At 56.7% G+C, this 26,443-nt stretch carries 23 protein-coding genes; 10 read left to right on the top strand and 13 right to left on the bottom strand.

The features are described from left to right. Nucleotides 1–182: 182 nt before the first annotated feature. Nucleotides 183–638: a hypothetical protein gene (locus ABJT94_RS02810; RefSeq protein WP_348477555.1), complete on the bottom strand. Its 456-nt coding sequence runs from the start codon at nucleotides 636–638 to the stop codon at nucleotides 183–185. 462 nt (nucleotides 639–1,100) lie between these two features. Between ABJT94_RS02810 and puuE the strand changes: the two genes are divergently transcribed. Then, complete coding sequence (gene puuE / locus ABJT94_RS02805) at nucleotides 1,101–2,021, top strand: allantoinase PuuE (RefSeq protein WP_348477554.1); 921 nt, start codon at nucleotides 1,101–1,103, stop codon at nucleotides 2,019–2,021. A 103-nt stretch (nucleotides 2,022–2,124) separates the two neighbouring features. Here puuE and glnA read toward each other — a convergent pair whose 3' ends face one another. Then, entirely contained in the window at nucleotides 2,125–3,531 is a 1,407-nt protein-coding gene (gene glnA / locus ABJT94_RS02800; RefSeq protein ID WP_127556128.1) for a glutamate--ammonia ligase, read from the bottom strand. A 489-nt stretch (nucleotides 3,532–4,020) separates the two neighbouring features. On the opposite strand from glnA, the gene thiI reads away from it, so the two are divergent. Next, entirely contained in the window at nucleotides 4,021–5,484 is a 1,464-nt protein-coding gene (gene thiI / locus ABJT94_RS02795; protein WP_348477553.1) for a tRNA uracil 4-sulfurtransferase ThiI, read from the top strand. Nucleotides 5,485–5,914: 430 nt separating this feature from the next. Here the strand turns inward: thiI and ABJT94_RS02790 are convergent, their stop codons facing one another. The 7 genes from ABJT94_RS02790 to ABJT94_RS02760 form a co-directional block, all read right to left on the bottom strand. Next, nucleotides 5,915–7,153, bottom strand: a complete 1,239-nt coding sequence (locus ABJT94_RS02790) for an allantoate amidohydrolase (RefSeq protein WP_348477551.1) — start codon at nucleotides 7,151–7,153, stop codon at nucleotides 5,915–5,917. After that, nucleotides 7,150–8,400, bottom strand: coding sequence for an alanine--glyoxylate aminotransferase family protein (locus ABJT94_RS02785; protein WP_348477550.1), 1,251 nt, complete (start codon nucleotides 8,398–8,400; stop codon nucleotides 7,150–7,152). The genes ABJT94_RS02790 and ABJT94_RS02785 overlap by 4 nt, the downstream gene beginning before the upstream one ends. Nucleotides 8,401–8,532: 132 nt before the next feature. Then, the gene (locus ABJT94_RS02780) at nucleotides 8,533–9,366 is read right to left on the bottom strand and encodes a MurR/RpiR family transcriptional regulator (protein WP_348477548.1); all 834 of its coding nucleotides are present in this window, start codon (nucleotides 9,364–9,366) and stop codon (nucleotides 8,533–8,535) included. A gap of 88 nt (nucleotides 9,367–9,454) precedes the next feature. Next, nucleotides 9,455–11,449 (bottom strand): diguanylate cyclase, encoded by a 1,995-nt coding sequence (locus tag ABJT94_RS02775; protein WP_348477547.1) that lies wholly within the window; start codon nucleotides 11,447–11,449, stop codon nucleotides 9,455–9,457. A gap of 130 nt (nucleotides 11,450–11,579) precedes the next feature. Continuing rightward, the gene (gene secB, locus ABJT94_RS02770) at nucleotides 11,580–12,038 is read right to left on the bottom strand and encodes a protein-export chaperone SecB (protein ID WP_213677154.1); all 459 of its coding nucleotides are present in this window, start codon (nucleotides 12,036–12,038) and stop codon (nucleotides 11,580–11,582) included. Between the two features lie 100 nt (nucleotides 12,039–12,138). After that, complete coding sequence (grxC, locus tag ABJT94_RS02765; RefSeq protein ID WP_348477546.1) at nucleotides 12,139–12,414, bottom strand: glutaredoxin 3; 276 nt, start codon at nucleotides 12,412–12,414, stop codon at nucleotides 12,139–12,141. Nucleotides 12,415–12,432: 18 nt separating this feature from the next. Then, a complete protein-coding gene (locus tag ABJT94_RS02760; RefSeq protein ID WP_127556120.1) occupies nucleotides 12,433–12,852 on the bottom strand; it encodes a rhodanese-like domain-containing protein in 420 nt (139 codons plus the stop codon). A gap of 196 nt (nucleotides 12,853–13,048) precedes the next feature. Between ABJT94_RS02760 and gpmI the strand changes: the two genes are divergently transcribed. The 8 genes from gpmI to ABJT94_RS02720 all read left to right on the top strand — a co-directional run bounded on the left by gpmI (nucleotide 13,049) and on the right by ABJT94_RS02720 (nucleotide 22,051). Next, nucleotides 13,049–14,599 carry a 2,3-bisphosphoglycerate-independent phosphoglycerate mutase gene (gpmI, locus tag ABJT94_RS02755; RefSeq protein ID WP_348477544.1) on the top strand — a complete coding sequence of 517 codons (1,551 nt, stop codon included), beginning with the start codon at nucleotides 13,049–13,051 and terminating at the stop codon, nucleotides 14,597–14,599. A 183-nt stretch (nucleotides 14,600–14,782) separates the two neighbouring features. Continuing rightward, nucleotides 14,783–15,943 carry a peptidoglycan DD-metalloendopeptidase family protein gene (locus ABJT94_RS02750; RefSeq protein ID WP_348477542.1) on the top strand — a complete coding sequence of 387 codons (1,161 nt, stop codon included), beginning with the start codon at nucleotides 14,783–14,785 and terminating at the stop codon, nucleotides 15,941–15,943. A gap of 100 nt (nucleotides 15,944–16,043) precedes the next feature. Next, nucleotides 16,044–17,357 (top strand): S41 family peptidase, encoded by a 1,314-nt coding sequence (locus tag ABJT94_RS02745; protein WP_348477540.1) that lies wholly within the window; start codon nucleotides 16,044–16,046, stop codon nucleotides 17,355–17,357. Next, nucleotides 17,344–18,165 carry a divergent polysaccharide deacetylase family protein gene (locus ABJT94_RS02740; protein ID WP_348477539.1) on the top strand — a complete coding sequence of 274 codons (822 nt, stop codon included), beginning with the start codon at nucleotides 17,344–17,346 and terminating at the stop codon, nucleotides 18,163–18,165. Before ABJT94_RS02745 ends, ABJT94_RS02740 begins: the two co-directional genes overlap by 14 nt. A gap of 159 nt (nucleotides 18,166–18,324) precedes the next feature. Then, entirely contained in the window at nucleotides 18,325–18,945 is a 621-nt protein-coding gene (locus ABJT94_RS02735) for a DUF2799 domain-containing protein (RefSeq protein ID WP_348477538.1), read from the top strand. A 16-nt stretch (nucleotides 18,946–18,961) separates the two neighbouring features. Next, entirely contained in the window at nucleotides 18,962–19,747 is a 786-nt protein-coding gene (locus ABJT94_RS02730) for a TatD family hydrolase (protein ID WP_348477536.1), read from the top strand. 142 nt (nucleotides 19,748–19,889) lie between these two features. Continuing rightward, entirely contained in the window at nucleotides 19,890–20,273 is a 384-nt protein-coding gene (locus tag ABJT94_RS02725) for a DoxX family protein (RefSeq protein ID WP_348477534.1), read from the top strand. Nucleotides 20,274–20,461: 188 nt separating this feature from the next. Continuing rightward, entirely contained in the window at nucleotides 20,462–22,051 is a 1,590-nt protein-coding gene (locus tag ABJT94_RS02720) for an ABC-F family ATPase (protein WP_348477533.1), read from the top strand. A gap of 132 nt (nucleotides 22,052–22,183) precedes the next feature. Here the strand turns inward: ABJT94_RS02720 and arsJ are convergent, their stop codons facing one another. From arsJ to ABJT94_RS02700, 4 genes are read right to left on the bottom strand one after another with little or no spacing between them, the layout of a single operon-like run. Further along, the gene (arsJ, locus tag ABJT94_RS02715) at nucleotides 22,184–23,407 is read right to left on the bottom strand and encodes an organoarsenical effux MFS transporter ArsJ (protein ID WP_348477532.1); all 1,224 of its coding nucleotides are present in this window, start codon (nucleotides 23,405–23,407) and stop codon (nucleotides 22,184–22,186) included. Then, nucleotides 23,404–24,411 carry an ArsJ-associated glyceraldehyde-3-phosphate dehydrogenase gene (locus tag ABJT94_RS02710; RefSeq protein ID WP_348477531.1) on the bottom strand — a complete coding sequence of 336 codons (1,008 nt, stop codon included), beginning with the start codon at nucleotides 24,409–24,411 and terminating at the stop codon, nucleotides 23,404–23,406. The genes arsJ and ABJT94_RS02710 overlap by 4 nt, the downstream gene beginning before the upstream one ends. A 33-nt stretch (nucleotides 24,412–24,444) precedes the next feature. Continuing rightward, nucleotides 24,445–25,491 (bottom strand): ACR3 family arsenite efflux transporter, encoded by a 1,047-nt coding sequence (arsB, locus tag ABJT94_RS02705; RefSeq protein ID WP_348477530.1) that lies wholly within the window; start codon nucleotides 25,489–25,491, stop codon nucleotides 24,445–24,447. Then, complete coding sequence (locus ABJT94_RS02700) at nucleotides 25,491–26,312, bottom strand: metalloregulator ArsR/SmtB family transcription factor (RefSeq protein ID WP_348477529.1); 822 nt, start codon at nucleotides 26,310–26,312, stop codon at nucleotides 25,491–25,493. The genes arsB and ABJT94_RS02700 overlap by 1 nt, the downstream gene beginning before the upstream one ends. Nucleotides 26,313–26,443: the final 131 nt, after the last annotated feature.

Genomic DNA, 26,443 nt, shown 5'->3' with positions numbered 1-26,443 from the left:
AATCCGGGCGCTCTTCGTTGTGATGTCGATTATTGCTTCTGCGAGCATGGCCTGCTCATTATGTAACGATTGTTATGGCCAAACTCATAGCAAGTTCAAGGCCATAATATGACCGACTGGTCAGGAAAGGTAAAGTCTCAGTTAACCGGCGGTTTTCCGCAGCTTGCTCAGCGATACTTTGGTCACGGGGTCTTTTTTAATGCACTGAATTGGTGCGAGCGCTCTAAAAACGCCGTCAGCCAGTGCGGATGCTCGCTTTCTATGAGTTGTACAAGTGATACCAGGCGTGCATTTGAAAGCTGCCGGTAGTCGAAGTAGGGCGTTACGATCACCGCCTGCTCCGGGTGTTGAGCAAAGGGGTGCTCTGCGGACAACATCTGGTCATCTGCCAGCCAGCCCAGGGAGCGCCCGTACGTTTGGCCCATCACTACGCAAAGCTGCCCGGGCTCGGGTATCCACTTTTGTTCAAACACCAATGCACAACCCGAGCCGGTTTGCAGTAGACGCTGTTCGCGGCAGGTTTGCCAGTCGGGTTCCAGTGGCGTCAGGCCGTGCAGTAGTTTTGCGTAGAGATTGAATATTTTGCGCCAGTGATTGCCGTTGGCCTGAACCAGTCGATTTAAGTCGTCACCTGTCACAGGGGAAAGCGGTTCTGGCTGATTTGGTTCCAGAGAAAGTGGCCTGTGTGGAGCGCAGACTATCAGCATTGGGGATGCGTCTCCCAGGCCGGTTGAGCTGAACATAGTGGGCAAACTCCCAGTTTCATGAGTTAGACATTCGCGTTTACCCCAACTTCTAAGTTGCCCAAGGGCTGTCGGGTGCGTCTACTGGAGGCCGTTAGACCACATGGATGTGGTCTCCGAGCCTGCAGGGCGGTCCGACGCTTCGGGGTATTCACGGCGTGCCTTCAGTAGGTGTACCCGATAGCCCGATTGCCACTCAAGTAAACGTTGATACTCAGACAAGTTACGCTGCGAATTTCTAACTCAGGGCACTGGCACAGTGCCAGTCTTGGGATATAAAAATTGTTTGGCGGTCTGATTCGTGCCTAAATATTTGCATGTTCTTAGCGTATGACTCAAGTAATCTAGGAGATGTGTGTGAATCACCCGACCTTTGATCCTTCCTACCCCAGAGACCTGATTGGTTATGGTGCCCACCCGCCGAAAGCAAACTGGCCCGGCAATGCCCGGGTAGCGGTTCAGTTTGTGATTAATTATGAGGAAGGCGGTGAGCAGTGCATTTTGCATGGTGACAGCGAATCCGAACGGTTCTTGTCTGAAATTGTTGGGGCCGAGTCGTATGCAGACAGGCACCTGAGCATGGAAAGCCTCTACGAATACGGAAGCCGGGCCGGGTTCTGGCGACTGCATCGTTTGTTCACCGAGCGAAACATTCCGGTGACAGTGTTTGGCGTGGCCATGGCCATGCAGCGCAACCCGGAGGCCGTAGAAGCCATGCTCAAAGCCGACTGGGAAATTGCCTCCCACGGTTATCGCTGGATTCACTATCAACATGTTCCTGAATCGGTCGAGCGCGAGCACCTGGAGCGGGCGCTGGATATTCATCGCGCCATGACCGGTTCCGCGCCAGCGGGCTGGTATCTCGGTCGAACGTCGCCCAATACCCTCAAGCTGATTGCCGAGCGTGACGATATTCTTTATTGCGCCGACAGCTATGCCGATGACCTGCCGTATTACGACCTGAACTACAGCCGCCCATTGCTGATGGTGCCCTACACCCTGGATACCAATGACATGCGCTTTGCAACGCCTCAGGGTTTCAATAGCGGGGATCAGTTCTTCAGTCACCTGCGTGATGCATTCGATGTGCTGTACGAGGAAGGCGAGACAGCCCCGAAGATGCTGAGCATCGGGCTGCATTGTCGATTGGTGGGCCGGCCGGCCCGGTTGGCTGCATTACGACGCTTTATCGATCATGTGCTGGCGCACGAGAAGGTATGGGTGACCACCCGGGAAGCCATTGCCCGGCATTGGCTGGATGAACATCCGCTGAGCTAAAACAGAAAAAGCCGACCCTGGGGTCGGCTTTTTTTGACTCTCTTGCTTGTCTGGTGTGTCAGACCGGCTGAGTCAGCCAGTCTGACACACAGAGTGCAAGTTATTAGACAGAGTAGTACATGTCGAACTCAACAGGGTGAGTCGTCATGTCCAGAGTGACGATGTCTTCACGCTTGAGCGCAATGTAGGCATCGATCATGTCGTCATCGAATACACCACCGGCTTTCAGGAAGTCGCGATCCTGGTCCAGCGCGTCCAGAGCCTGAGTCAGGCTGCTGCACACCGTTGGGTAATCGTTCTGCTCTTCCGGCGGCAGGTCGTACAGATCCTTGTCGGCAGAATCGCCAGGGTGGATCTTGTTCTTGATGCCGTCGAGGCCTGCCATCAGGAAGGCAGAGAACATCAGGTACGGGTTGGCTGTCGGGTCACCGAAACGCACTTCGATACGCTTGGCCTTCGGTGAAGAGACGTATGGCAAACGGATTGAGGCAGAGCGGTTACGGGCTGAGTAAGCCAGCATGACCGGTGCTTCAAAGCCTGGAACCAGACGCTTGTACGAGTTGGTAGAAGCGTTGGCGAAGGCGTTCAGGGCACGGGCGTGCTTGATGATGCCGCCAATGTAGAACAGGGCCAGTTCGCTCATGCCTGCGTATTCGTCACCGGCAAACTGGTTCACACCGTCTTTGGAGAACGACATGTGAACGTGCATGCCGCTGCCGTTGTCGCCAACCAGTGGCTTGGGCATGAACGTAGCGGTCTTGCCGTAGGCATGGGCGACGTTGTGTACGCAGTACTTCAATACCTGAACTTCGTCTGCTTTCTTGGTCAGGGTGTTGGCGCCAACACCGATCTCGCACTGACCGGCGGTGCCGACTTCGTGGTGGTGTACTTCAATTTCCAGGCCCATGGATTCCATGGCGTCGCACATGGCGGCACGCAGATCGTGCAGGCTGTCGACCGGAGGAACCGGGAAGTAACCGCCTTTGACTTTCGGGCGGTGACCGAGGTTACCGTCTTCGAAAACGCGCTCGGAAGACCAGGCCGCTTCTTCGGAATCGATTTTGTAGAAAGAACCGGAAATGTCAGAACCCCATTTTACGTCGTCAAAAACGAAGAACTCGGGTTCCGGGCCAAACAGGGCAGTGTCGCCCAGACCTGTTGAGGCCAGGTAAGCTTCAGCGCGCTTGGCAACTGAACGCGGATCACGGTTATAGCCTTCACCGGTTGACGGTTCAACGATGTCGCAGCGAACGATGACGGTGGGGTCTTCAAAGAACGGATCGATCATGGAGGCAGAGTCGTCAGGCAACAGAATCATGTCGGATTCGTTGATGCCCTTCCAGCCAGAAATAGAAGAACCGTCGAACATTTTGCCTTCGGTGAAGAAGGTGTCGTCGATTTCCGACGCAGGAATGGTAACGTGCTGTTCTTTACCCTTGGTGTCTGTGAAACGCAGGTCAACCCAGCGTGCTTCACATTCTGCAATCAGTTTCATCGTATGATCTGACATGGTACGTCTCCAAGTTAAACGGCCCTTGGGCCGGTGAGCTTTGATTCAGTGTGACAAGTTCAGGTGACGACAGCAGCATCGCACAATCGTCTGCTGTTTTCACCGGCTAACCACCTGGTTGATGCCAGGGCACCTGTTAGGCCAGGCTGGAAAGCCGTTGGAATCTGAGCACTAACTGTGTGCACTGGTTTAGCAAGGCCTGTGCCAGCCCAATTGAGGGCGAAGATATAGGGGTTTCCGGCGGGTCCGGGGCAGTATACAAGCCCTTATGTGCACCGATATAGTGCATCATTCTGATCGCCGCACTGTGCTGGGGCACTGATTTGGTGCGTTCCAGTCAAATCGTGCAGGAAAACAGGGCGGGGTGCGGTTATTCCCGCTTGAGGGGCTCTGCCGCTTATCCGCAACGGTTTGTAACCCGGCGTGAAAAACGACGGGCGGGCAGGTATAATCCCGCGCCCTTTCCTGCTGAGTGATCTTTGATCAGTTATGAAGTTTGTAACCAAGTTGTTTCCGGAAATCACCATTAAGACGCGGCCCGTACGCAAGCTGATGGTTAAAAGCCTGGCGCAGAACATGCGCAATGTCTTGCGTCGTATCTGCCCGGAGGTGGTGGTCCGTAACGACTGGGACAGCATCATAGTACGTACCCCTGAGACAACGACCGAAGCGGTCAATCAGGCGGTCGCAGCGGCGCTGGAATGCATTCCCGGTATCGCTCAGGTCAGCTCGGTGCTGCAATTTGAACTGGGTGATTTCGACCAGATTCTGGCCGACACCGAGTCCGTTTGGGGCCGAGAACTGGCGGGTAAGACCTTCTGCGTGCGGGTTAAGCGTAACGGTAATCACGACTTTACCTCGGTTGAGCTCGAGCGCTACGTAGGTGGCGGTCTGAACCAGCGCACCGAAGCCGCAGGTGTTCGCCTGAAAGGTCCGGACGTTGTGGTTAAGCTGGAAATCAAACACGACCGCCTCTTTGTGGTGCAACAACAGCGCCCCGGCCTGGGTGGCTATCCGCTGGGTACACAGGAAGAGGTGATGACGCTGATGTCCGGCGGGTTTGATTCTACCGTAGCGGCACACCAGATGATCCGGCGCGGCGTGAAAAGCCACTTTTTGTTTTTTAATCTGGGCGGCTCGGCGCACGAAAATGGCGTGAAAGAAGTCAGCTATTACCTTTGGAAAAAGTACGGCAGCTCGCACCGGGTATTGTTTGTATCGGTCCCGTTCGAGGCGGTGGTTGAGGCCATACTGACCCAGGTGCCGGATCGCTACATGGGTGTGGTGCTGAAACGCATGATGATGCGTGCAGCAGAGAACGTTGCAACCGATCTGGGCATTCCCGCCGTGGTAACCGGTGAAGCACTGGCACAGGTCTCCAGCCAGACGCTGCCGAACCTGAGTCACATCGATGAGGTAACGGACTTGTTGGTGCTGCGCCCGCTGATCGTGACCGGCAAGCCAGACATCATCGATCAGGCCCGCGCCATTGGCACGGCCACCTATGCGGAAAAGATGCCGGAGTTTTGCGGTGTCATTTCACGCAAACCCAACGCAGCCTGCAAGCGTGCCGATGTTCAGGCGGCAGAAGCCGATTTTGACTGGGCCGTGCTCGACGAGGCCATCGCCAACGCAACGCGCGAGAGCATTGAAACCCTGACCTGGAATTCTCAGGACGACCTGTCTATGGGCATTAACACGGTGTCGGACGCGAACCGGGCGGTCGTCATCGATGTGCGCCACCCGACGGAAGCCGACGATGCACCCCTGCCCACCACTGACGCGACCGTTGTGCAAATTCCCTTCTACAGCCTGAATCGCAAATTCGCCGAGCTGGATCAGGATCAGCAATACCTGCTGTATTGCGACAAGGGCGTCATGAGCAAACTGCACGCCATGCATTTGCAGGACGCCGGCTTCACCAACGTTGGGGTTTACTCTCCAGATCATTGAATGGGACTGGGTGGCCATGGTTTTTTGGGTGGTTGCTCTCGGTTCCCGTTGAATATCACTTAGTGTCATGAGCTCGGGGTACAGGCCGATGTCATTTCGCCCGCGTTCAGAGGCACGTCCCTGTGCCGCTGACCGAGACGCGGGCGTCCTGCCCGCTGCTGCATGACATCACCCTGCACCCCTTTTCTTTGGGTGGTCGACATTCCAGGCTAGTGCCGTGAGCTTGAAATTCGTGCTTATTCAACCTCGTGTATTCCAAGGAGCGTCAGGTACGTCTACTGGAGGTCGTTAGACCGGATGGATGCGGTCTTCGAGTCCCCATGGATGGGTTCACGACGTTCCTCCAGTAGACGTACCTGATGCTCCGAAAGGCACCATTACACTTGTAGCCACCAGAGTTCATTGAGCTGTGAATTTCAAGCTCATGGCACTAGCCGACCCGCGCCGGTTCCCTGGCCAATGCCTCTATCCAACCGCGCAGAACCTTGCCTGTGACATCGACGTCTTCGGCGGTGACGGCTTCGTCGGGGTGGTGGCTGATGCCTTTTTCGCAACGCATGAACAGCATGGCGACGGGGCAGAGGGCAGCCATGGCCATGGCGTCGTGGCCGGCGCCACTGACCAGGTAGCGGGGGCGAATGCCTTCGGCTTCGATGGCGCTGGCCAGGGCCAGTTGCAGGTGGTCGGCGCAGCTGACGGCTGGGGCAGCATGGGTTTCCTGCCATTGCATCTGGATGCCGCGCTCGTGACAGGCGACTTTGGCGGTGTCCCAGATCATGGTTAGGGCGGCGTCGCGTTCGCTGTCTTGCTCGCTGCGAATGTCGAGGCTGAAGCTGGCTTGCCCGGCGATAACGTTTACCGCTCCAGGCTGTGCACTCATGCGGCCTACGGTCGCCACCACACCATGCTCGCGCGCGACGCGTTCGACGATGAGGGTGATTTCTGCCGCGGCAACCAGCGCATCCTGGCGCAGGTGCATCGGCACCGTGCCGGCGTGGCCAGCCATGCCGGTCAGTTCGATGTTAAAGCGTCGGGCGCCGGCGATGGCTGTGACGATGCCGACGGGCAAGTCTTCCGATTCCAGTACCGGGCCCTGTTCGATGTGCATTTCCAGAAAGGCAATGGGCGGCGTGGCGGTGCGGGCCGCCTTGCTGACCTCGTTGTAGTTCAGGCCAAAGGTCTCAAAGGCTTCTGGCAGGCTTTGGCCATTGGCGTCTTTCAGCGTTTCCCAGTGTGCATCCCAGGTGCCGGCGATGGCTCGGCTGCCGAGCAGGGTGGCGCCGAAACGGGTGCCTTCTTCATCGCCAAAACCCACCAGGTCGAGATGGAAGGGCAGGGTGACGCCGTCTTTTTTCAGGGATTCAATAACCAGAAGCGGTAGCACAACACCCAGGATACCGTCGTAAATACCGCCGTTGGGAACGGTGTCAAGGTGCGAGCCAATGACGACCGTTGGTGCTTCGGGGTTGGCGGCGGGCAGTCGGCCCCATTGGTTGCCGGCTTCGTCCTGCCAGCTTTGTAGGCCTATGTCCTGCATCCAGCCAGCAACCTTGTCGTTGGCCAGGCGATGTTCTCGGGTCAGGTAGCGGCGATCCATCAGGCCGGGTGTTTGGGTCAGTTCGGCCAGCTCGTCGCACCATGATAGTGCGCGTTCGCCCAGGGTGCTCATGGTGTGATTCCTTGTTCTGCGTTTTGGTAGACCTGGTAGGCAGCGTCTGTGGCTGCTCCAGCGGTCAGGCTGTGTCCGGCGCGGCGCAGGGTGTTTTCCAGCGCGGCGAGGGTGACCAGAACGGCATCGGTACGGGCGTTGTAGCCCATGGTGCCCAAGCGCCAGACTTTGCCTTTCAACGGCCCGAAACTGGTGCCGATTTCGATGTTGTAATCGTTCAGCAGGGTGCTGCGCACGGCCTCGCCGTCGACACCCTCAGGTATGTAGACGGCGCAGACGTTGTTCATTTTATGGCGCAGGTCGCCAAAAGGCTTGAGGTTCATGGCGATGAGCCCGGCTAGCATGGCGTCGCCCTGTACCCGGTGCCGGGCAATACTGGCGTCGAGACCTTCTTCGAGCAACACCTGGCCGCATTCGCGTGCGCAATACAGCATGCTGGTGGCTTCGGTGTGGTGGTTGAGGCGTTTCTCGCTCCAGTAGTCGAGAATCATCGGCAGGTCGAAGTAGTTGGAGCGAATGCGCGGGCCCAGGGCGTCGGTATCGTCTTCGGTACGGATGCCCGCTTCGATGTGGTGACGACGCCTTATGGTTTTAACAAAGCGGTCGCTCAGGGTAATGGGCGCAATACCGGACGGGCCGCCCAGGCATTTCTGCAGGCCTACCGACACCGCATCGAGCCCCCAGTCGTCGACTTTCAGTGGGTTACCACCGATTGACGCGGTCGCATCGCAATAGAACAGGGTGTCGTATTTCCGGCACAGGTTGCCCAGGTGTTCCAGTGGCTGCAGCATGGTGGTGGAGGTATCACCCTGCACCGTAGCCAGCAGTTTGGGTCGGATTCGCGCCAGTGCTTCATCTATCACTTCCGGTTCGAACACTTCCCCCCAGGGTACTTCAAGGGTATGTACCTCGGCGCCAGCCCGCTCGGCAATTTCTGTAAGCAGGTGCCCGAAACGGCCGAAAATGGGCACCAGTACTTTGTCGCCGGGTTCGATCACCGAAACCATAACCGCTTCTATGCCTGCTCGTGCCGTGCCGTCGACCATCAATGTCCAATGGTTGCCGGTTTCAAACACCTCGCGGTACAGCGCCATTACGTCGTTCATATAGCCCGTCATTACCGGGTCGTACTGGCCAATCAGCTGCGTGGACAAAGCGTTGAGTACCCGCGGGTAGGCATTGATCGGGCCGGGGCCCATCAGCAGGCGGGGTGGGGGCGACAGTCGGGAATTGGCTGGCGATGGCATGGGGCGCGGCTCCGGAATTAATTGTCGACTTAATGTAACAGTTGTTTCTCTTAAATTAAAATGAAACATACGTTTCTATGGTGTTGTGCTTCGACTCATGTGCATTCTGAAGGTTACTGCCGATAAGTGCCGTCAGGGCTCCAGCTCGCCCAGGTCCTGATACTGCTGCTCAATCTGCTCTATGCGTTGGCGGGTGGCTTCCGGGAAATGCTGCATCATCCCATTGGAGGCATGGGCGATCCAGCTGACCGGGGCCGCATAGCTCGCAAAGGGGCCCTGGCTTTCAATCGACAATTGAATATGGGCGGTTAGCTGTGCCTGGGTCGGAAAATCGGGCTCGGTAATCAGTACCGTATGGGCATCGCTGCGTAGCAGGGCTTTAAGCAGCTGTTGAAAGCCCCGGTAGCGTCGCCGAAAGCCAAACACAACAATCACGTCTTTCGGGTCGAGCTGCACCAGGTGTTCAGACAGGGACTGACCTGGCTGGGGGATCAGGCGGGTGTCTGCGCGCAACTGTGTCCATTGGGTGTGGGCGTGAAGCGCCAGCGGAAAGTTGTTGCGCTGGCCAAGGCAGTAAAGCGTTCGTGCGGTAAACAGCAGGTCGATGATGTCGGTACTGTGTTGCAAGCTGGTTTCAGACAGCCAGCCCGTGAGGTTGCTGGTTTCCTGCTGCACGTGATGGTAGAGGTCATCGGCCTGCGTGATCGGCCGGGCCAATGGGCTGCCCGGGTTCGGTTGCTGGCGCATGGCTTCCCGCGCCTGGTTGAAATCATCGTACCCGAGGCGGCGAAACAACCGGCTGACAGTGGCTTTGCTGACGGCGTGAATCTGGCTGAGCTCGGTCAGGGAATAGGTAGCGGCCAGCCTGGCCTGGGCTGCGACAAACTGGGCAACCCGACGCTCGGCAGCGGGCAGTTCGTGCCAGTGGTGCTGGATGCGCTCGGCGAGCAATGCAGACTCGGTCACAGGCCTGTTCCGGAATGGTTAAAACACTATTGAAACATGCGTTTCATTCCGGTGCCAGTCTGGGGCATGAGAGGCGCTTGCTCGGGGTTTACTGATCGGAGACTTCCATGCGGTTTTTGCCGGTTGTCTTGGCTTTGTACATCGCCAGGTCGGCTGCCTGATATAGGGTGCTGAAGTCGTCACCCTGTTCCGGATAGAGCGCCACCCCCAGCGAACAACTGCAATGGAGCTGGGTGCCGTCCCAGGCGATGGGTTTTTGCAGTTGCTGATGGACCTTGCTGGCGACCAGTGACGCCTCTTCGGCGTCGTCCAGAGCGGCGAGAATAATGAATTCATCGCCACCTAGCCGGGCCACAGTATCGCTCTGGCGAACGGTCTGGGTGAGCCGACTGGCTATGGCACGCAACAGGGCGTCGCCAGCCGGGTGGCCGTGGCGGTCGTTGATGTCTTTGAAGTCATCGAGGTCGATGACAATTACGGCAACACGGCCATTGCTCCGGTTGGCCTGAAAATTCAGTTGGCGGAAACGGTCTTCCAGTAGCAGTCGATTGGGCAATTGCGTCAGGGAGTCGTGAAAGGCCATGCGCTGAAACTCGTCCCGGTCTTGCTCCAGGCTTTGCTGGCGGTTTTTAAACTCGGTAATGTCCTGCACGGCGCCGACCACATAGGTTACGCCCTGACTATCGATGGCCGGCTGGGCGGTAATGCGCAGCCAGCGGGGCGGTTCGAACCCATCAAGCGGGATTTCCAGGTCGGAGGCAAGGCCGCCGTCCAGTGTATGCCCGATCTGCTCGAATAATTGCTGTTGCGACTCTTCGCTGAATAATTTCTGAATGTTGGTCAGGCTGGTGTTGAAGGTGCGGGGGATCGCCAGTATCCGGAACGACTCGTCTGTGAGGGTGAACTGATACGTCTGGGCATTGTATTCCCAGCCGCCGACACGCGCCATGCGGTTGGTTTGCTCAAGCATGTTCTGGCTGTGTTCCAGCGCATTCAGCACGCGCTTGTAAGCGCGAATATCGCGGATAATAACCCAGCTGCCCGAAATGCTGCCGTCCCGGTCGCGAACAGCTGTCGCTCTGATGGATACGGGAATGATGGTGCCATCCCGGTGCAGCAGCTCTTTTTCGAACACATCGGAATAGCCGCGTTCCTCCACCTGTTGCGCAATCTCTGTGTCGATGTCTTCCCAGCCCGGTGGCGTCATTTCATGGAAAGTCAGTTGGCTAAGCTCACTCTGGGTGTAACCGGTCATGGTCAGGTAGGCGTTATTGGCAAACTGCAGCTGATGATCGGGTGTCCACAGGCCGATGGCGTCCATGCTGGTGCGAAACAACGATCTGAAACGACGCTCGCTGTTGGCCAGGCTTTCGATCAGCTGGTTGCGCATGGAGACATCGCGACTGACCGACCAGACCCCGAGCGGTTCGCCCTGATCGTCGCGCACCATGGCCAGCCGTATGGACATGTCGACCGGGGTGCCATCCGGTCGCAAAAACCGTTTGTCGTACACTTCGCTGACGTTGTTGCTCAGCAATTGCTCGCGGATGCGACTTTCCTCGAGGCTGACAAAATTTTCCGGGGTGAATTCACGATAATTGTGGCCGATAACGTCCATTACACTGCGGTCAAGCATCGACAGAAAGGCAGGGTTGGCCAGCAGAATGGTACCGTCGAGCAGGCTGTAGGCAATGCTGTCCTGGCTGCTGTCGAACAGGGTTTGCAGGGGTAAATCCGGATCCCGGGTATCGGTGGCAGGCAGCAGGCTAACCCAGAAGTGCCGGGTTGAATCGGCTTTGATGGGTTGAAAGGTTGCCTTTACCGGGGTGGTCTTGTCGTCGGGGAGAAACAGCGTGAGTGAGCGCACGGTCCGGTTGCTCATCTGGCTCAGGTGAGCCGGCAGAACATCGGGTAACCAGGATGACAGGGTGGTTTCAGTCAGGCGAGACGAATCAGTCGCCAGCCAGTCGATCATGGCCTGGTTGGACTTGAGAATAAGACCCTGACTGTCACAAAGCCATTGAGCAGTACTGCTTTGCTCAAAAGCCGAGGCCAACAGCGACGCTACCAGATCCTGATCCACAGGATGCCCCCACCGTCATAAACCATGATGTCAGACTGGCACCTTACTAGAGCCGGATGTTGATCGCCAGTGCTTAAGAGGGCAGAGCCGGATTCTGTGGTTGAATTCGACCCTGCCTAACCGGGTGTGCTCAGTTGGTTGCCGGTTGCTCGGCGGTCTCGTCTTTACCTTTCTTGTTTTGCAGGTAAAGCGCGTCAAAATTGACCGGTGCCAGCATCAATGCCGGGAAGCTGCCTTTGGTGACGGCAGTGTCAACTGCTTCGCGGGCGTACGGGAACAGCACAGACGGGCAATAGGCGCCAATCATCTGGTCGCGGGTTTCATCCGGGAAACCGGAGACGGTAAATACACCGGCTTGTTGAACTTCAGTCAAAAAGGCAGTTTTTTCGCCAATCTTGGCTTCAACTGTGATTATCAGTACAACTTCGACGACATTTTCGTCCAGTGTGCGCGTGCGGGTGTTCAGGTCCAGTTTGATCTGAGGTTTCCATTCTTCGCGAAAAATGGCAGGCGCATTGGGCGATTCAAACGAAACGTCGCGGGTGTAAATGCGCTGAATGGCAAACTGGGGTTTTTGTTGTTCGGTCATGGGGACTCCAAAAAAATCCGTTTTTCATTAATAGTAGGGGTGAAAATTGGCGCGGGTGGTGGATTGGTAACCTCGCATCACCCGGCCTGGCTGGCCTGTGCTAACCCTGGCTGGCCTCTGCTAACAGTGCATCGAGCCGACCCGCACGTTCCAGGGCATACAACTCATCGCAACCACCGATGTGGTGCTCGCCTACCCATATCTGTGGCACGGTGCGCTGGCCACTGCGTTGCATCATTTCCTGACGCAGCTCCTGCTGACCATCAACGCTTATCTCGTGATAGGCGCTGCCCTTGTGATCCAGCAATTGCTTGGCGCGCACGCAAAACGGGCACCAGGCGGTGGTATAGAGCGTTACAGGCGAAACACTGGACATGGTCAGAAGACTCCGTATTCAGGACTTAACCAGCGGCATGCTGCTGTTTTGCCATTCCATAATGCCGCCCCGTAATTTATGCAACTGGGTAAAGCCGGCTTTGGCCAACAGGGCACCACTGGCGCCAGATGACGTACCGGTTTTGCATACGACGATGATGGGGGTGTCTTTATAGGCTTCAAGTTCGGAAAGCCGACGCTCCACATCGCGGGCCGGGATGTTGATGGCATTGGGCAGGTGGCCCTTGCGAAAATCGTCTTTCGAGCGCACATCCAGTACTTTCGCATCCTGGGTGTTGATCAGCAGGGTGGCCTGTTGCGGTGAGACCGCCGAACCACCCTTGCTCCCTTCGGTCACAATCAGCAGGACCAGCAGGGCAACCCAGATGGACGCCAGGATCCAGTGATTGATAACGAATTCAAAAATTTGCTCCAACATGATTCGGGCTCTGCAGTTCGATGAAAAAGTGAGCGCGGCAGTATACACCAGCGCCCGGACATGCCTATAGAGGAGGCCGGTTTTTTCATGGCAACGGATTATCAGCCCGATTCACCAAAATATTCGCCAGACGCCTGGTGAGCCAGTACACTTAACGAATTGTAATTTTCCTACATTTTAATCGGGAGGTTGAATCATGGCACCTGCTAAACCGGCAGTCCTGTTGATCCTGGATGGTTTCGGGTACAGCGAAACATCCGCATCGAATGCGATTGAAAAGGCCAACGCGCCGACCTGGAAGCGGTTGTGGAATGACTACCCCCACAGTCTGATTCACACCTCGGGCATGGATGTTGGCCTGCCGGACGGGCAAATGGGTAACTCTGAAGTCGGCCACATGAACCTGGGCAGCGGGCGCATTGTGTACCAGCAACTGACCCGGGTAACCAAGGCCATTGAAGACGGTGATTTCTTTGAGAATCCGGCTCTGACCAGCGCCGTTGACAGCGCGGTTCAGGAAGGGAAAGCGGTTCATTTACTGGGGCTGTTGTCGCCCGGTGGCGTTCATGCCCATGAAGACCATTTTCACGCCATGGTCGACCTGGCCGTCAAGCGCGGTGCCAGGCAGGTGTATGTGCATGCGTTTCTGGATGGTCGGGATACCCCGCCTCGCTCGGCTCTGGCTTCGATTGAAGCGTTGGAAGCCAAGCTGGAAAAACTGGGCGTAGGTGGCATTGTTTCGATGATCGGCCGGTATTACGCGATGGATCGTGATAACCGCTGGGAGCGGGTCCAGGCGGCTTACGACCTGTTGACCCGGGGCAGCGCCGATATTGTCGCTTCTACGCCAATGGATGCGCTGCATGCGGCTTACGAGCAGGATAAGGACGACGAATTTTGTCCCGCCACCTCGATCAGGGCTGATGACACCTCTCCGGTAACCTTGCAGGATGGCGATGCCGTCATCTTCATGAACTTTCGTCCGGACCGGGCGCGCGAACTGACCCGCGCGTTCACTGACGACAACCTCGACAGCACGCTCGACCGATCGGTACGTCCGGCGCTGGCCACCTTTACCACCCTGACCGAATACGCCGGTGACATCGATGCACCGGTGGCCTATCCACCGGAGAACCTGGTGAATACCCTGGGCGAGGTCATGGAGCAGCAGGGCAAGAACCAGTTGCGCATCGCCGAGACTGAAAAATACGCGCACGTGACCTTTTTCTTCAGCGGCGGTCGTGAAGATGAGTACCGGGGCGAAGACCGGATTCTGGTGCCGTCGCCGAAGGTGGCCACTTACGATTTGCAACCTGAAATGAGTGCGCCAGAGGTGACCGACCGACTGGTAGATGCGATTGAATCGGGCAAATACGACCTGGTGATCTGTAACTACGCCAATGGCGATATGGTAGGCCATACCGGCAAGATGGAGGCGGCCATCAAGGCGGTCGAGGCGTTGGATGTCGCGCTCGAGCGGGTTACGGCGGCTGCTCTCAAAGTGGGCGGCGAATGCCTTATTACCGCTGATCACGGTAATGTTGAACTGATGGTCGACCCCCAAACCGGGGGCGCGGTCACCAGCCACACCATTTTCCCGGTTCCCCTGGTGTTTGTCAGTAGTCAGACCGACGGGGTGAGCCTGAAAGAAGGCCGCCTGGCCGATATTGCACCAACGCTGCTGACCATGATGCAGCTGGACATTCCGGCAGAAATGACCGGTGCCAGTCTGATTCAGCGCGGTTGAAACCTTACATTGTTAGCAGCCAGGCCCTTCCAGGCTGGCTGCTAACAGGCGTAAAGACAACGAAATGAGTGGGTCGCGCCTGCGGCGCCACTTTAAACGGGCCACCGCATGCGGTAGCCTGCCTCTCAGACATCGCCCCCGGTATGGATGGGGCCCCCCAACCTGAATGAGTTCGCCGAATCTGTGTTTCAACTGACTGCGTTTCAACGCACCTTGCTCTGGCTTTTACTCTGCAGTCTCGTGGGCTTTTCGGTTGCCGAAGATGATCTCAGTTTGCGCGAGCAAGATTTGGAACAACTGCAATCCCAGATTGGTGATTTGCAGCAGCAACTCAGTCGAAACCGTGAAGAGGTATCGGAGCAGCGCCAGGCACTGGAGCAAACAGAGCGGCGTATTGGTGAGTTGAACCGGCAATTGAATGATCTGGCCGGGCGTTTGAGCCAGGCGGTCAGCCGGCGCACCGAGTTGGAGGCCGAGCAGAGCCAGCTGGAACAACAGCTGGATGATCAACGGGACGCCATGGCTGAGATTTTACGTCTCGCCTACAAGCAGAATAACCAGCCGCTGATCAAACTGCTCCTGTCTGGTGAGCGGCCCGAAGATCTGGCCCGGCAGATGCAATATTTTGCGATTCTGAACCGGCAACAGAACGCGCAATTGCAACAGTGGATTGAACAGTCCAATCGATTGAGCGTGGTCATTCAGGAGCAGACCCGGCTGGCAGAACAGCTACGCCGCGACCGGGATGAATTGGCGCAAGCCCAGGCAGAAGCGGCAACGCAAAAGAACCGGCGGGCGCAAATCCTGGTTAATTTGCAGGCTGAAGCGGAGCAAACGGAGCAATCGCTGGAAAGCAAGCAGGAAGAGCAGACTCAGCTGACGCAATTAATAGAGCGGATGCAGGCGGAACTGACGGATATGAATCTGGAGTTTCCGGCCGATATCGACATGGGCGATGTCAGAGGCAGTCTGCCCTGGCCGCTGGAGGGCACACTGCGGGCCCGGTACGATACAGCGCAAGATAACTCGGGTTTGAAATGGCAGGGCTGGTGGCTGGCAGCAGACACCGGTACCGATGTAAATGCGGTGCATCATGGACGCGTGGTGTTTTCCGACTGGTTGAACGGCTTTGGTCTGCTGGTCATTCTCGACCACGGCGATGGTCTGATGACCTTGTATGGTCGGAACCAGACGTTACTGCGTACCGTAGGCGAGTGGGTGGAAGCCGGAGACACACTGGCCGAAGCCGGAGCCTCGGGTGGATTTGACGAAAGTGGCCTGTATTTTGAAGTGCGTCGCAATGGCCGACCTGAAAATCCGGCCAATTGGCTGGAAAAACGCTAGACTTACGGCTTGGGTCCCAGGGCATTAATGAGATAGACCAGTGTTCATGACCAGGCAAACCAATAGAGTACAACCCAACACAGATGTGAAAGGAACCGTTATGAAGTTGATCCGCAGTCCCTGGTTGAGCGCGATTACCGCCCTGGTCGTTGGCGTTTCCATCGGTATCGCGAGCAGCGTTCATGCCGAGCGGGTGGAAACACGCCTCCCGGTCGACGACGTTCGAATGTTCTCGCAGGTTCTGGAGCGCATCAAACAAGCTTACGTTGAAGACGTTGAAGACAGCGAGTTGATCGAAAATGCCATCGAAGGCATGTTGTCGGGCCTCGATCCGCATTCCGACTACCTGACCCCGGAAGACTTTGAAGATTTGCGTGAAAGCACTCGCGGCGAGTTTGGCGGTCTGGGTATTGAGATCTCGCTCGACGAGACGGGCTTTGTGCGTGTTGTGGCCCCCATTGACGATACGCCAGCCTACCGTGCTGGCATGCAATCCGGCGACCTGATCACTCTGATTGATGACACACCGGTTAAAGGCATGACCATTAGCGATGCCGTTAACCTGATGCGCGGACGCCCGGGCACCGATGTCACCCTCACCGTCGCCCGTGAAGGCGAGAACCAGCCGCTGGAATTCGAAATTACCCGCGACATCATTCAAGTCACCAGCATTCGCAACCGGATGATCGAACCGGGCGTTGGTTATGTCCGGATATCCCAGTTCCAGGAACGTACCGGTCGCGATTTTGTCGAAGCCATGGAGTCCCTGCGTGACGAAAACGAAGGCGCGCTCGACGGTCTGGTACTCGATTTACGCAATAACCCGGGTGGCGTTTTGCAGGCGTCAGTCGATGTCGTTGATGCCCTGATCAGCCAGGGCCTGATTGTCTACACCGAAGGCCGTCTGCCTAATTCGGCCAGCGAATTTGAAGCCAATTCAGACGACCCGAGCGATGGCGTGAACCTGGTGGTGTTAATTAACGGTGGGTCTGCATCGGCCTCGGAAATTGTAGCCGGTGCCGTACAGGATCATCGCCGCGGTGTGATCATGGGTACCCGCAGCTTTGGCAAAGGGTCGGTTCAAACGATTTTACCGCTGAATGACAACCATGCGATCAAACTGACGACGGCCCGGTATTTCACACCCAATGGCCGCTCCATTCAGGCGCAGGGCATTGAGCCGGATATTATCGTCAACCCCGGTAAACTGACGCAGGAAAACGGTAATCCCTATTACTCTGAAGCCAATCTTGCCGGTCATTTACTCGGTGAAAATGAAGAGGCTGGCGAGGAAGAGGCCGAAGAAGCAACAGAGGCGGATAGTGGGGCAGACAATGACCTCATTAACGACTACCAGTTGTACCAGGCCGTGACGTTATTGAAAGGCATGCGCGTCCTGAATGCCTCGCGTTAACTCGATGGGGCGCCAGACTCTGCGTTTGAGTCTGTGCGCCTTGCTCACGCTTGTCACAGGCATCGCTTCCGCCACGGACCGCAGCAAAGTGGCCGTGGTGGTCGATGACCTGGGTAACCAGTGGCAGTCAGGTCTGGCTGCCATTCAGATTCCCTTTATTCAAACCATCGCCATTATGCCGGGGTTGCCCTATACCATTCCCCTGGCAGAGTCGACGGTGGACGCCGGGAAAACGGTGATTGTGCATGCTCCCATGTCCAATGAGAGCAATTTTCCGCTGGGCCCCCTGGGGCTGACCCGGGACGATGGCGACCAGCAGTTGCTGGCCAATCTCTCGATGGGCATGGACGCTGTGCCCTTCGCGGAGGGGCTCAGCAACCACATGGGCAGCCGGTTAACGCGGGATGCCGAGGCCATGGGCTGGGTGATGACCGAATTGCTGGCGCGTGACTGGTTCTATTTCGACAGTGTAACGGTCTCCAACACCCAGGGCTGGCGTATGGCAGAGCAGATGGGCGTACCCTGGAACCGGCGCCAGGTATTTCTGGACCACGAACCCACACCCGCATTTATTGAACAACAGTGGCAACTGGCTCTTGATATGGCGCGTCTGAACGGGTCGGTCACGGTCATTTGTCACCCCTATCCGGAAACGCTGGCCTTTTTTGAAAGCTTAGACCCGGGCGACTATCCGGATATTGACTGGGTATCGATCAAAGACTTACTGCACCAACCCAGGCGTCACCGACCAGACTGGCGTCCCCACAGTATTCCGAAAGGGGCCTATTCAAGGCGCCACGCCGGATAACACCCGACGAACAGTGTGCTGTTCATGACGGATTCAGCTAACTGTGCGAAACTATTACATACGCTTTACACGGTTAGCACTCAGCGCTAGCGATTGTAGAAACCTTGGTTTGACCAGGATTACCATCCTGTTGGTCGGCTCTCTGCTTAGGAAACAGATATGAAATATTGGGGTGTAGTGGTTCTTGTTGCGGTGACGGTCTTATCCGGATGTGCCACGCTCAGTGAAGACGAATGTTTGACCGCTGACTGGTATTCCATCGGTTATGAAGACGGGGCGAACGGGCAACCTGAGACTCGCATAGGGGCGCACCGTGAAGCGTGTGCCAAGCATGGCATAACGCCAGACCTGCGCGATTATCAGGATGGACACGACGAAGGCCTCTTGGTTTTCTGCACACCCAGAAACGGGTTTAACCGCGCGCGCAGTGGCTACCAGTACAACGGCATCTGCCCGCCGTCACTGGAGCCTGAGTTCCTGGATGGCTACGAAGCCGGCCGGCAGATTTATCAGGTTGCCAGCGAAGTCAGCAATCTGGAGGGTAAGCAACGCAGCAATGAGGCAGAGCAGGCTCGCATAGAGCAACAGCTACTGGAAAAAGAAGCTGCGCTGTTTGGATCGGGCACGCCAGAAGAGCAACGTCGGGTCATTTACGAAGAAATCGCTTTGTTGAAAGAACGTCAGGGTACGCTTGAGCAGCAGCGTGACGATGTTATCCGGGACTTGGCCGGCGCCGAAGCGCGGTTGCGAGAGTTGCGGGATCGCTACAGCTATTACTGACCGATAAGGTGAAGGCATGGCCGGGTTTGACAGTCACTGTCATTTGGATTTTCTGGATGACCCCGGCCACTGCATGGCCAGTGCGCAATCGGCGGGCCTGGACCACTGGTTAGTGCCGGGTACCGGCCCCGACCAGTGGCAACAGGCTCACCGGCAATTTAGCGAGGACCCCCGGGTGTCACTGGCAGCCGGGCATCACCCCTGGTTTTTACCGGAAAAACCTGCCGACACCCGCACCCTGGTATCCTGGCTGGATCGGCATAGCGACTGTGTTGCCATTGGAGAAATCGGCCTCGATTTTTTCAAGCACCATCCTGAATCACCCTCTGCACAACATCAGTTCGACTGGTTTCTGGCCCAGTTGGCCATCGCCCGTGACCGAACCCTGCCTGTGATCATCCATTCTGTTAAAGCCCATGACCGGATACTGCAAGGTTTGAAACGCTTCCCGTCGGTAGTTGGCGTGGTGCACGGCTTTGTCGGGCCTTACGTTCAGGCTATGGCCTATGTGGACCGGGGGTTTTATCTGGGTGCGGGCAGTGTGATTTTTCAGTCGGCCAAAACATTGGACGCTTTGGCTCGTATACCCGCCGAGCGGGTATTGGTGGAAACCGACGCCCCGGATCAGCGTATAGCGGTGCAGCACCTGTCCGGCAGCCATTCATTTCAACCAGAGGGGTTGGATAACCCCTTGCTGGACTGGCCTTCGACACTCAGTCGACTGGCTGAAGCCCGTGACTTGAAGCCCGAGGTGTTTCAGGAGCAAGTCAGCCAGAATGCGACAGTGCTCTTTGGCGGCTGATGCTGGAGCAGGGCCTTCAGTTTTCTTAATCAACTAGCTCGAATTCTTTAGATATACCTGAACCGGGGGCTGACCTACAGTAGCGTCATCTCGTGGCCAGTGGTCACAGGACACTCACCTAGACCCAATCAGGAGCAACACTATGAATGCATTATCTCCTCTGGCCATGCTCGGCGGCCGCGTTCTTATCTCGTTCATGTTCATCATGAGTGGTTTTCAGAAACTCGTCGGAATCGAAGGTACTCAAGGTTACATGGAGATGATGGGCGTGCCCGGCATTCTCATTTACCCGACCATTCTGGTTGAAATACTGGGCGGTCTGGCCGTACTGGTTGGCTTTCAGGCACGCATCGGTGCCTTGTTACTGGCTGGCTTCTGTGTGGTCTCCGGTGTGATCTTCCATTTTGATCCATCTGATCAGATGCAGATGATCTCTCTGTTCAAGAACTTTGCCATCGCAGGCGGCTTCCTGTTCATCGTCGCCATGGGCCCGGGAAAACTGAGCATTGAAGGCCGTAAAGGCTGAGTATCATCCGGTTATGCGAAAAGGGCGCTTCGGCGCCCTTTTTTAATGCACAGCTGTTTCCACCTTGTTCTAAACGGGTTACACAATTGCTGCTGGCTCCCCCTGCCTATTGACGCATGAAAACTGTACAATGCTCGCCCATTTCGCGCAGGCCTGTTGCCATGCGCCACTGTCGATAGGTTTTCGCTTTGATCTCTACCGCTAACATCACCATGCAGTTCGGGGCCAAACCCCTGTTCGAAAATGTCTCTGTCAAATTCGGCAACGGCAACCGCTACGGCCTGATTGGTGCCAATGGCTGCGGTAAGTCGACGTTCATGAAAATTCTGGGCGGCGATTTGGAGCCAACCAACGGACAGGTGATGCTCGCACCCAATACCCGTTTGGGTAAGTTGCGGCAGGATCAGTTCGCCTTTGAAGATCAGACCGTCATCGACACCGTCATCATGGGGCATACCGAACTGTCTCGCGTGAAAGCCGAGCGTGAGCGTATTTACTCATTGCCGGAAATGAGCGAAGACGATGGCATGGCCGTAGCCGAGCTTGAAGTCGCTTTCGCTGAAATGGATGGTTACACCGCCGATTCCCGTGCCGGGGAACTGTTGCTCGGGTTGGATATACCGCTGGAACAGCACAACGGCCCGATGAGTGCCCTGGCACCCGGCTGGAAATTACGTGTCTTACTGGCACAGGCACTGTTCTCCGACCCTGACGTCCTGCTGCTCGATGAACCGACCAACCACCTGGACATCAACACCATCCGCTGGCTGGAAAGCATTCTGGTGGCGCGTAACAGCACCATGATCATCATCTCGCACGACCGTCACTTCCTGAACAGTGTGTGCACGCACATGGCCGATCTGGATTACGGTGAGCTGCGCCTGTTCCCGGGCAATTACGATGAATACATGACGGCCGCCACTCAATCTCGTGAGCAGTTGCTGTCCGACAACGCGAAGAAGAAAGCGCAAATTGCTGAATTGCAAACCTTCGTCAGCCGTTTCTCAGCCAACGCTTCCAAGGCCAAGCAGGCGACCTCGCGCGCCAAACAGATCGATAAGATCCAGCTGGCTGAAGTGAAGCCTTCAAGCCGAGTCAGCCCGTTCATTCGCTTTGATCAGGAAAAGAAACTGCATCGCCAGGCCGTTACCCTGACTGACCTGACCTTCGGTTATGAAGCGGACGCTCCGTTGTTCAAGAAGCTGAGCGTTAAAGTCGAAGCCGGTGAACGCATTGCCATCATCGGCCCGAACGGCATCGGCAAAACAACACTGCTTAACGTGATGGCGGGCAAACTGACGCCCCAGGCCGGTGAGGTTAAATGGACCGACAGTGCTGACGTGGGCTACTTTGCCCAGGATCACACCGAAGATTTTGCCCGCGACGCGACCTTGTTTGAATGGATGTCGCAGTGGACCAACCAGGGTGAACAAGCCGTGCGCGGTGCCCTGGGTCGTATGTTGTTCTCAGGCGATGAGATCGGCAAGTCAGTCAAGGTTGTATCCGGTGGTGAGCAGGGCCGCATGCTGTTCGGCAAGCTAACACTGACCAAACCGAATGTGATGCTGATGGATGAGCCGACCAACCACCTCGATATGGAATCCATCGAGGCATTGAACCTGGCGCTCGAAAATTACCCGGGCACACTGGTCTTCGTCAGCCACGACCGTGAATTTGTGTCGTCACTGGCGACGCGCATTCTGGATATGCAGCCGTCTGGCATTACCGACTTTACCGGTAATTACGAAGAGTATTTGCGCAGCATGGGTGTGCAGTAACGAGAAGAGCGTGCCCTCTCCCGCAAGCGGGAGAGGGAGCCGTTCGGGTAATTAGCGCGCTTATCACTCACCGCGCTGTACAGTCCTCTCTCCCTATGAGAGAGAGCTAGAAAGAGGGGGACGGCGTAGCCGTCAGGTTTGAGGTTCTCGGACAATCGGTAACCCAACCGAAATAAGCGCCGCCAAAGCAACAAACCCCGCAGATACCCACAGACACATCTCCAGCCCGTAAGCCTGATACAGCCACCCCGACAGAACCGTGCCTATCAAGCGACCGGCCGCGTTGGCCATGTAATAAAAACCCACATCCAATGACACGCCGTCGGCATCGGCGAAGCTGACAATCAGGTAGCTGTGCAACGAAGAGTTCACGGCGAACAGCACGCCGAACACCAGCAAACCACCAACAAGAACGGTCGTTACGTTGTCCATTGTCATCAGCCCAATGGCAATGCCCGCGGGAATAATCGCCAGGAACAAAGCCCAGGCAATGACTGAATTGCGCCCCGGCATTCGCCCCGAACGCTTACCGGTAATATGCGGTGCCTGCGACTGAACCACGCCGTAGCCGATGACCCACAAGGCCATAAAGCTACCGACCTGCACGTGGGGCCAGCCAAGAACCTGACTTAGAAAAACCGGCAGTGCCACCACAAACCAGACATCGCGCGCACCGAACAGAAACAGGCGGGCGGCGGACAACACATTGATTGACGGGCTTTTTGAAAACAGGCGGCTGAATTTGGGTTTGTTCTTTGCCTTGCCCAGATCCTGGGTGAGCAGACGCAAGCTCAGTGCAAACACCAGCGCCAGCGCGATGGCCATGGCACCGGCCGCGCCGCGAAAGCCCAGCCAGGCGAGCAAGGCACCACCCACAAAAAAGCCAACGCCTTTCAACGCGTTTTTTGAGCCCGTGAGCAGTGCTACCCAGTGATACAACTGACTTTGCTGATCATTCGGGACCAGCAGTTTTATCGAGCTCTTGGCGCTCATCTTGTTCAGGTCTTTGGCGATGCCAGACAGTGCCTGAGCCGCCATCACCCACGGCACGGTTAACCATACGTCTGGTACCAGCAGCATGGTCAACGCAATGATCTGTAAGCCGAGCCCCAGGTTCATGGTGGTATTTAACCCAAGCCGGGCACCGAGCCAGCCGCCGACCAGATTGGTGACAATGCCGAAAAACTCGTAAAACACAAACAGCAGCGCGATCTGCAGAGGTGAGTAACCCAGGCTGTGAAAGTGCAGCACCACCAGCATGCGCAGAGCGCCGTCGGTCAGAGTGAACGCCCAGTAATTGCCGGTGACGACCAGGTACTGGCGCACGCCGGCCGACAGATGGCGCAGCCGTATCATTGATCGCTCAATCCAACCTTGCGGGCCAGTTCAACCGTGCGGTTGGCGTAGCCCCACTCGTTGTCGTACCAGGCGTAGAGTTTTACCTGGGTGTCGTTGACGACCAGGGTCGACAGTGCATCAATGATGCTGGAGCGTGGGTCTGTCTTGTAGTCGACCGAGACGAGTGGGCGTTCCTCGTAGCCGAGAATGTCTTTAAGCTCGCCAGCGGCAGCCGCTTTAAGCAAGCCATTGACTTCGTCAGCTGTGGTTGCACGTTCAACTTCAAACACACAGTCGGTCAGTGAAGCGTTTGCAAGCGGCACTCGGACAGCGTGACCGTTTAACCGGCCCTTGAGTTCGGGAAAAATCTCGATAATAGCAGTGGCTGAACCCGTCGTGGTCGGAATTAAGCTGCTGCCGCACGCCCGTGCCCGACGCAGATCTTTGTGCGGGGTGTCGAGAATGCTCTGGGTATTGGTCAGGTCGTGAATGGTGGTGATTGAACCGTGCTTTATGCCCAGGTTTTCGTGAATCACTTTGACCACCGGGGCCAGGCAATTGGTTGTACAGGAGGCAGCGGTCACAATGCGATGGCGGGTCGCGTCGTAACGGTCGTCGTTAACGCCCATGACGACGTTCAACACATCGGGGTGTTTTACCGGCGCCGTTACAACAACGCGCCTGACACCCTGTTCAAGGTAGCCGTTCAGCAAGTCGGTGTCGCGCATCTTGCCAGATGCTTCGATGACCACATCGCAACCCGACCAGTCGGTATCGGTGATGGTTTTGGACTGGCACACTTCAATAGGCTGACCACCCACGTACAGGCGTTCGCCATCGGAAGTGGCGGTGTGTTGCCAGATTCCATGAACCGAATCGAAATTCAACAGGTGCGCATGGGTAGCGGCGTCACCTGCCGGATCGTTGATTTTCACAAAGGACACTTCGGGCCAGTCGAACGCCGCCCGCAATGCCAGGCGGCCAATACGGCCGAACCCATTGATACCGATCTTAAGTGTCATGCCGTGTCTCCAGAATAAACAAACCGGGAAAGGTCAGGATGTTGCGGGTCGTGCTGCCGCGCGACGGTCCATCCAGGGTTGGGTGCGGTTGGCAATGGCAACCAGTGACAACATGACGGGCACTTCTACCAATACGCCCACCACCGTCGCCAGGGCCGCACCGGAATGCAGGCCGAAGAGGGAAATGGCCACCGCAACGGCCAACTCGAAGAAATTGGACGACCCGATCAGGCAAGCCGGGGCTGCAATGGCGTGCGGCAACCGCAGCCAACAGGCACCGATAAACGCGATGATAAAGATGCCGTATGTCTGAAGTGTTAACGGGATGGCAATCATGCCAATGGCCAATGGCTGCTCAAGCAGCGTTTGCGCCTGTAAACCAAATAACAGGGTGACTGTGGCCAGCAAACCGAGAATGGACCAGGGTTTTATGGCCGCCAGGAACGACGCCAGATGGTTGGCGTCTCCGCGCCGGTTCAGCCAGTGACGGGTCATGACACCGGCCAGAAGCGGCAGCACAACATAGAGCACGACCGACAACAGCAGTGTCGGCCAGGGCACCTGTATGTCGGTAACACCCAATAAAAAAGCCGCCAGTGGAGCAAACGCAACGACCATGATGACATCGTTGACCGACACTTGAACCAGGGTGTAGTTGGGGTTACCGCGAGTCAGCTGACTCCAGACAAACACCATGGCGGTGCAGGGTGCCACGCCCAGCAGCACCATGCCGGCGATGTATTCAGTGGCGGTGGCCGGATCAACCCAGGGTGCGAAGATCACCCGGAAAAATAGCCAGCCCATGCCCAGCATGGTGAACGGTTTTATCAGCCAGTTGACCACCAGTGTCAGCGCCAGCCCCTTGGGCTGGTCGGACACCTGTCGCAGCGATGAAAAATCGATCTGCACCATCATCGGGTAGATCATCAGCCAGATGAAAACGGCAATGACGAGGTTAACGTGTGCGAATTCGATTTGGGCGATGCTGGTAAAAGCGCCGGGCAACAACCAACCAAGTGCGGCACCCGCCAGAATGGCCAGCGCTACCCAGAGCGACATGAAGCGTTCAAAAATGCCCATTAGTGTTTGGTTTCCTTAGCGTCAATGGGTGTTGCCGAAGCAGGCGCACAGCATTTGGCCGTGCGTTCGGGCCGGTCGCCCATGTTGTTTAAACGCTGGGTGTCTTCCTCGATCCAGCCCGCATTAGCAGCCTGAGTTTCGTCGAGCACGGTCAGGCACCAGTCGGGCACATTCGGGTTGATGGAATAGAACACCCACTGGCTGTCGCGACGGTCTTGAAGCAGGCCGCTTTTGCGCAGTTGCGCCAGATGGCGCGAAATTTTCGGCTGGCTTTCCTGCAGGGCTTCGGTCAGTTCGCAGACGCACAGTTCCTGTTGGCTGTGAATCAGCAGCAGGGCGCGCAAGCGGGTGTCTTCGGCCAGGTTTTTGTAAAACGCAAGCGGCGTCAGGCTGTGCTGGCGGGCACGAAAAGGCTTGCCCTGAATCAGCAGGAACATCTTGAGGCGCTCGCTCAGTTCAGTCAGGGTGGTTTCAAACGGGCGCAGCCCAGCCCGTGTCACCGGGTCTTCAAAGTCCCAGGCCAGGGTTTGCCGGGTGCCTTGTACCGACTGGCATTCCTGGGTGGCTTTGTTGCACAGGGTAATGACGATGTCGAACGGGTCATTGAGCACATCCCCCAAGGCTTTGGAGCGCAGCCCTGCTGTCGAAATACCCGAGCCCTTCAGGGCTCGCAGCGCCCGCAAGTCCGCCTGGCTGGGTTCGAGCCCGGCGCTGAACACCTGGTAGCGGTCGCCGGCCATATCCCGCATTAGGGCTTCGGCCATTAATGAGCGGGCTGAGTTGGCGGTGCAAATAAAGAGAACGCGTTGTTTCTGGCTCATGGTCGGGGCTCAGCAAACGTTAAGTGCGGCAAATCATATATATGAAAAATCATATGTCAATGCGGGGTCTGTATCGGGACTGAATGCACAAACGAACCGTCGTTGGCCGAAACGCCGTGTTGCTCGCGGCT

The organism is Saccharospirillum sp. (genome assembly GCF_039982735.1).
Classification (GTDB): domain Bacteria; phylum Pseudomonadota; class Gammaproteobacteria; order Pseudomonadales; family Natronospirillaceae; genus Saccharospirillum.
Note: the sequence above shows the minus strand (reverse complement) of the source record. Positions and strands in the feature narration are given on the sequence as shown.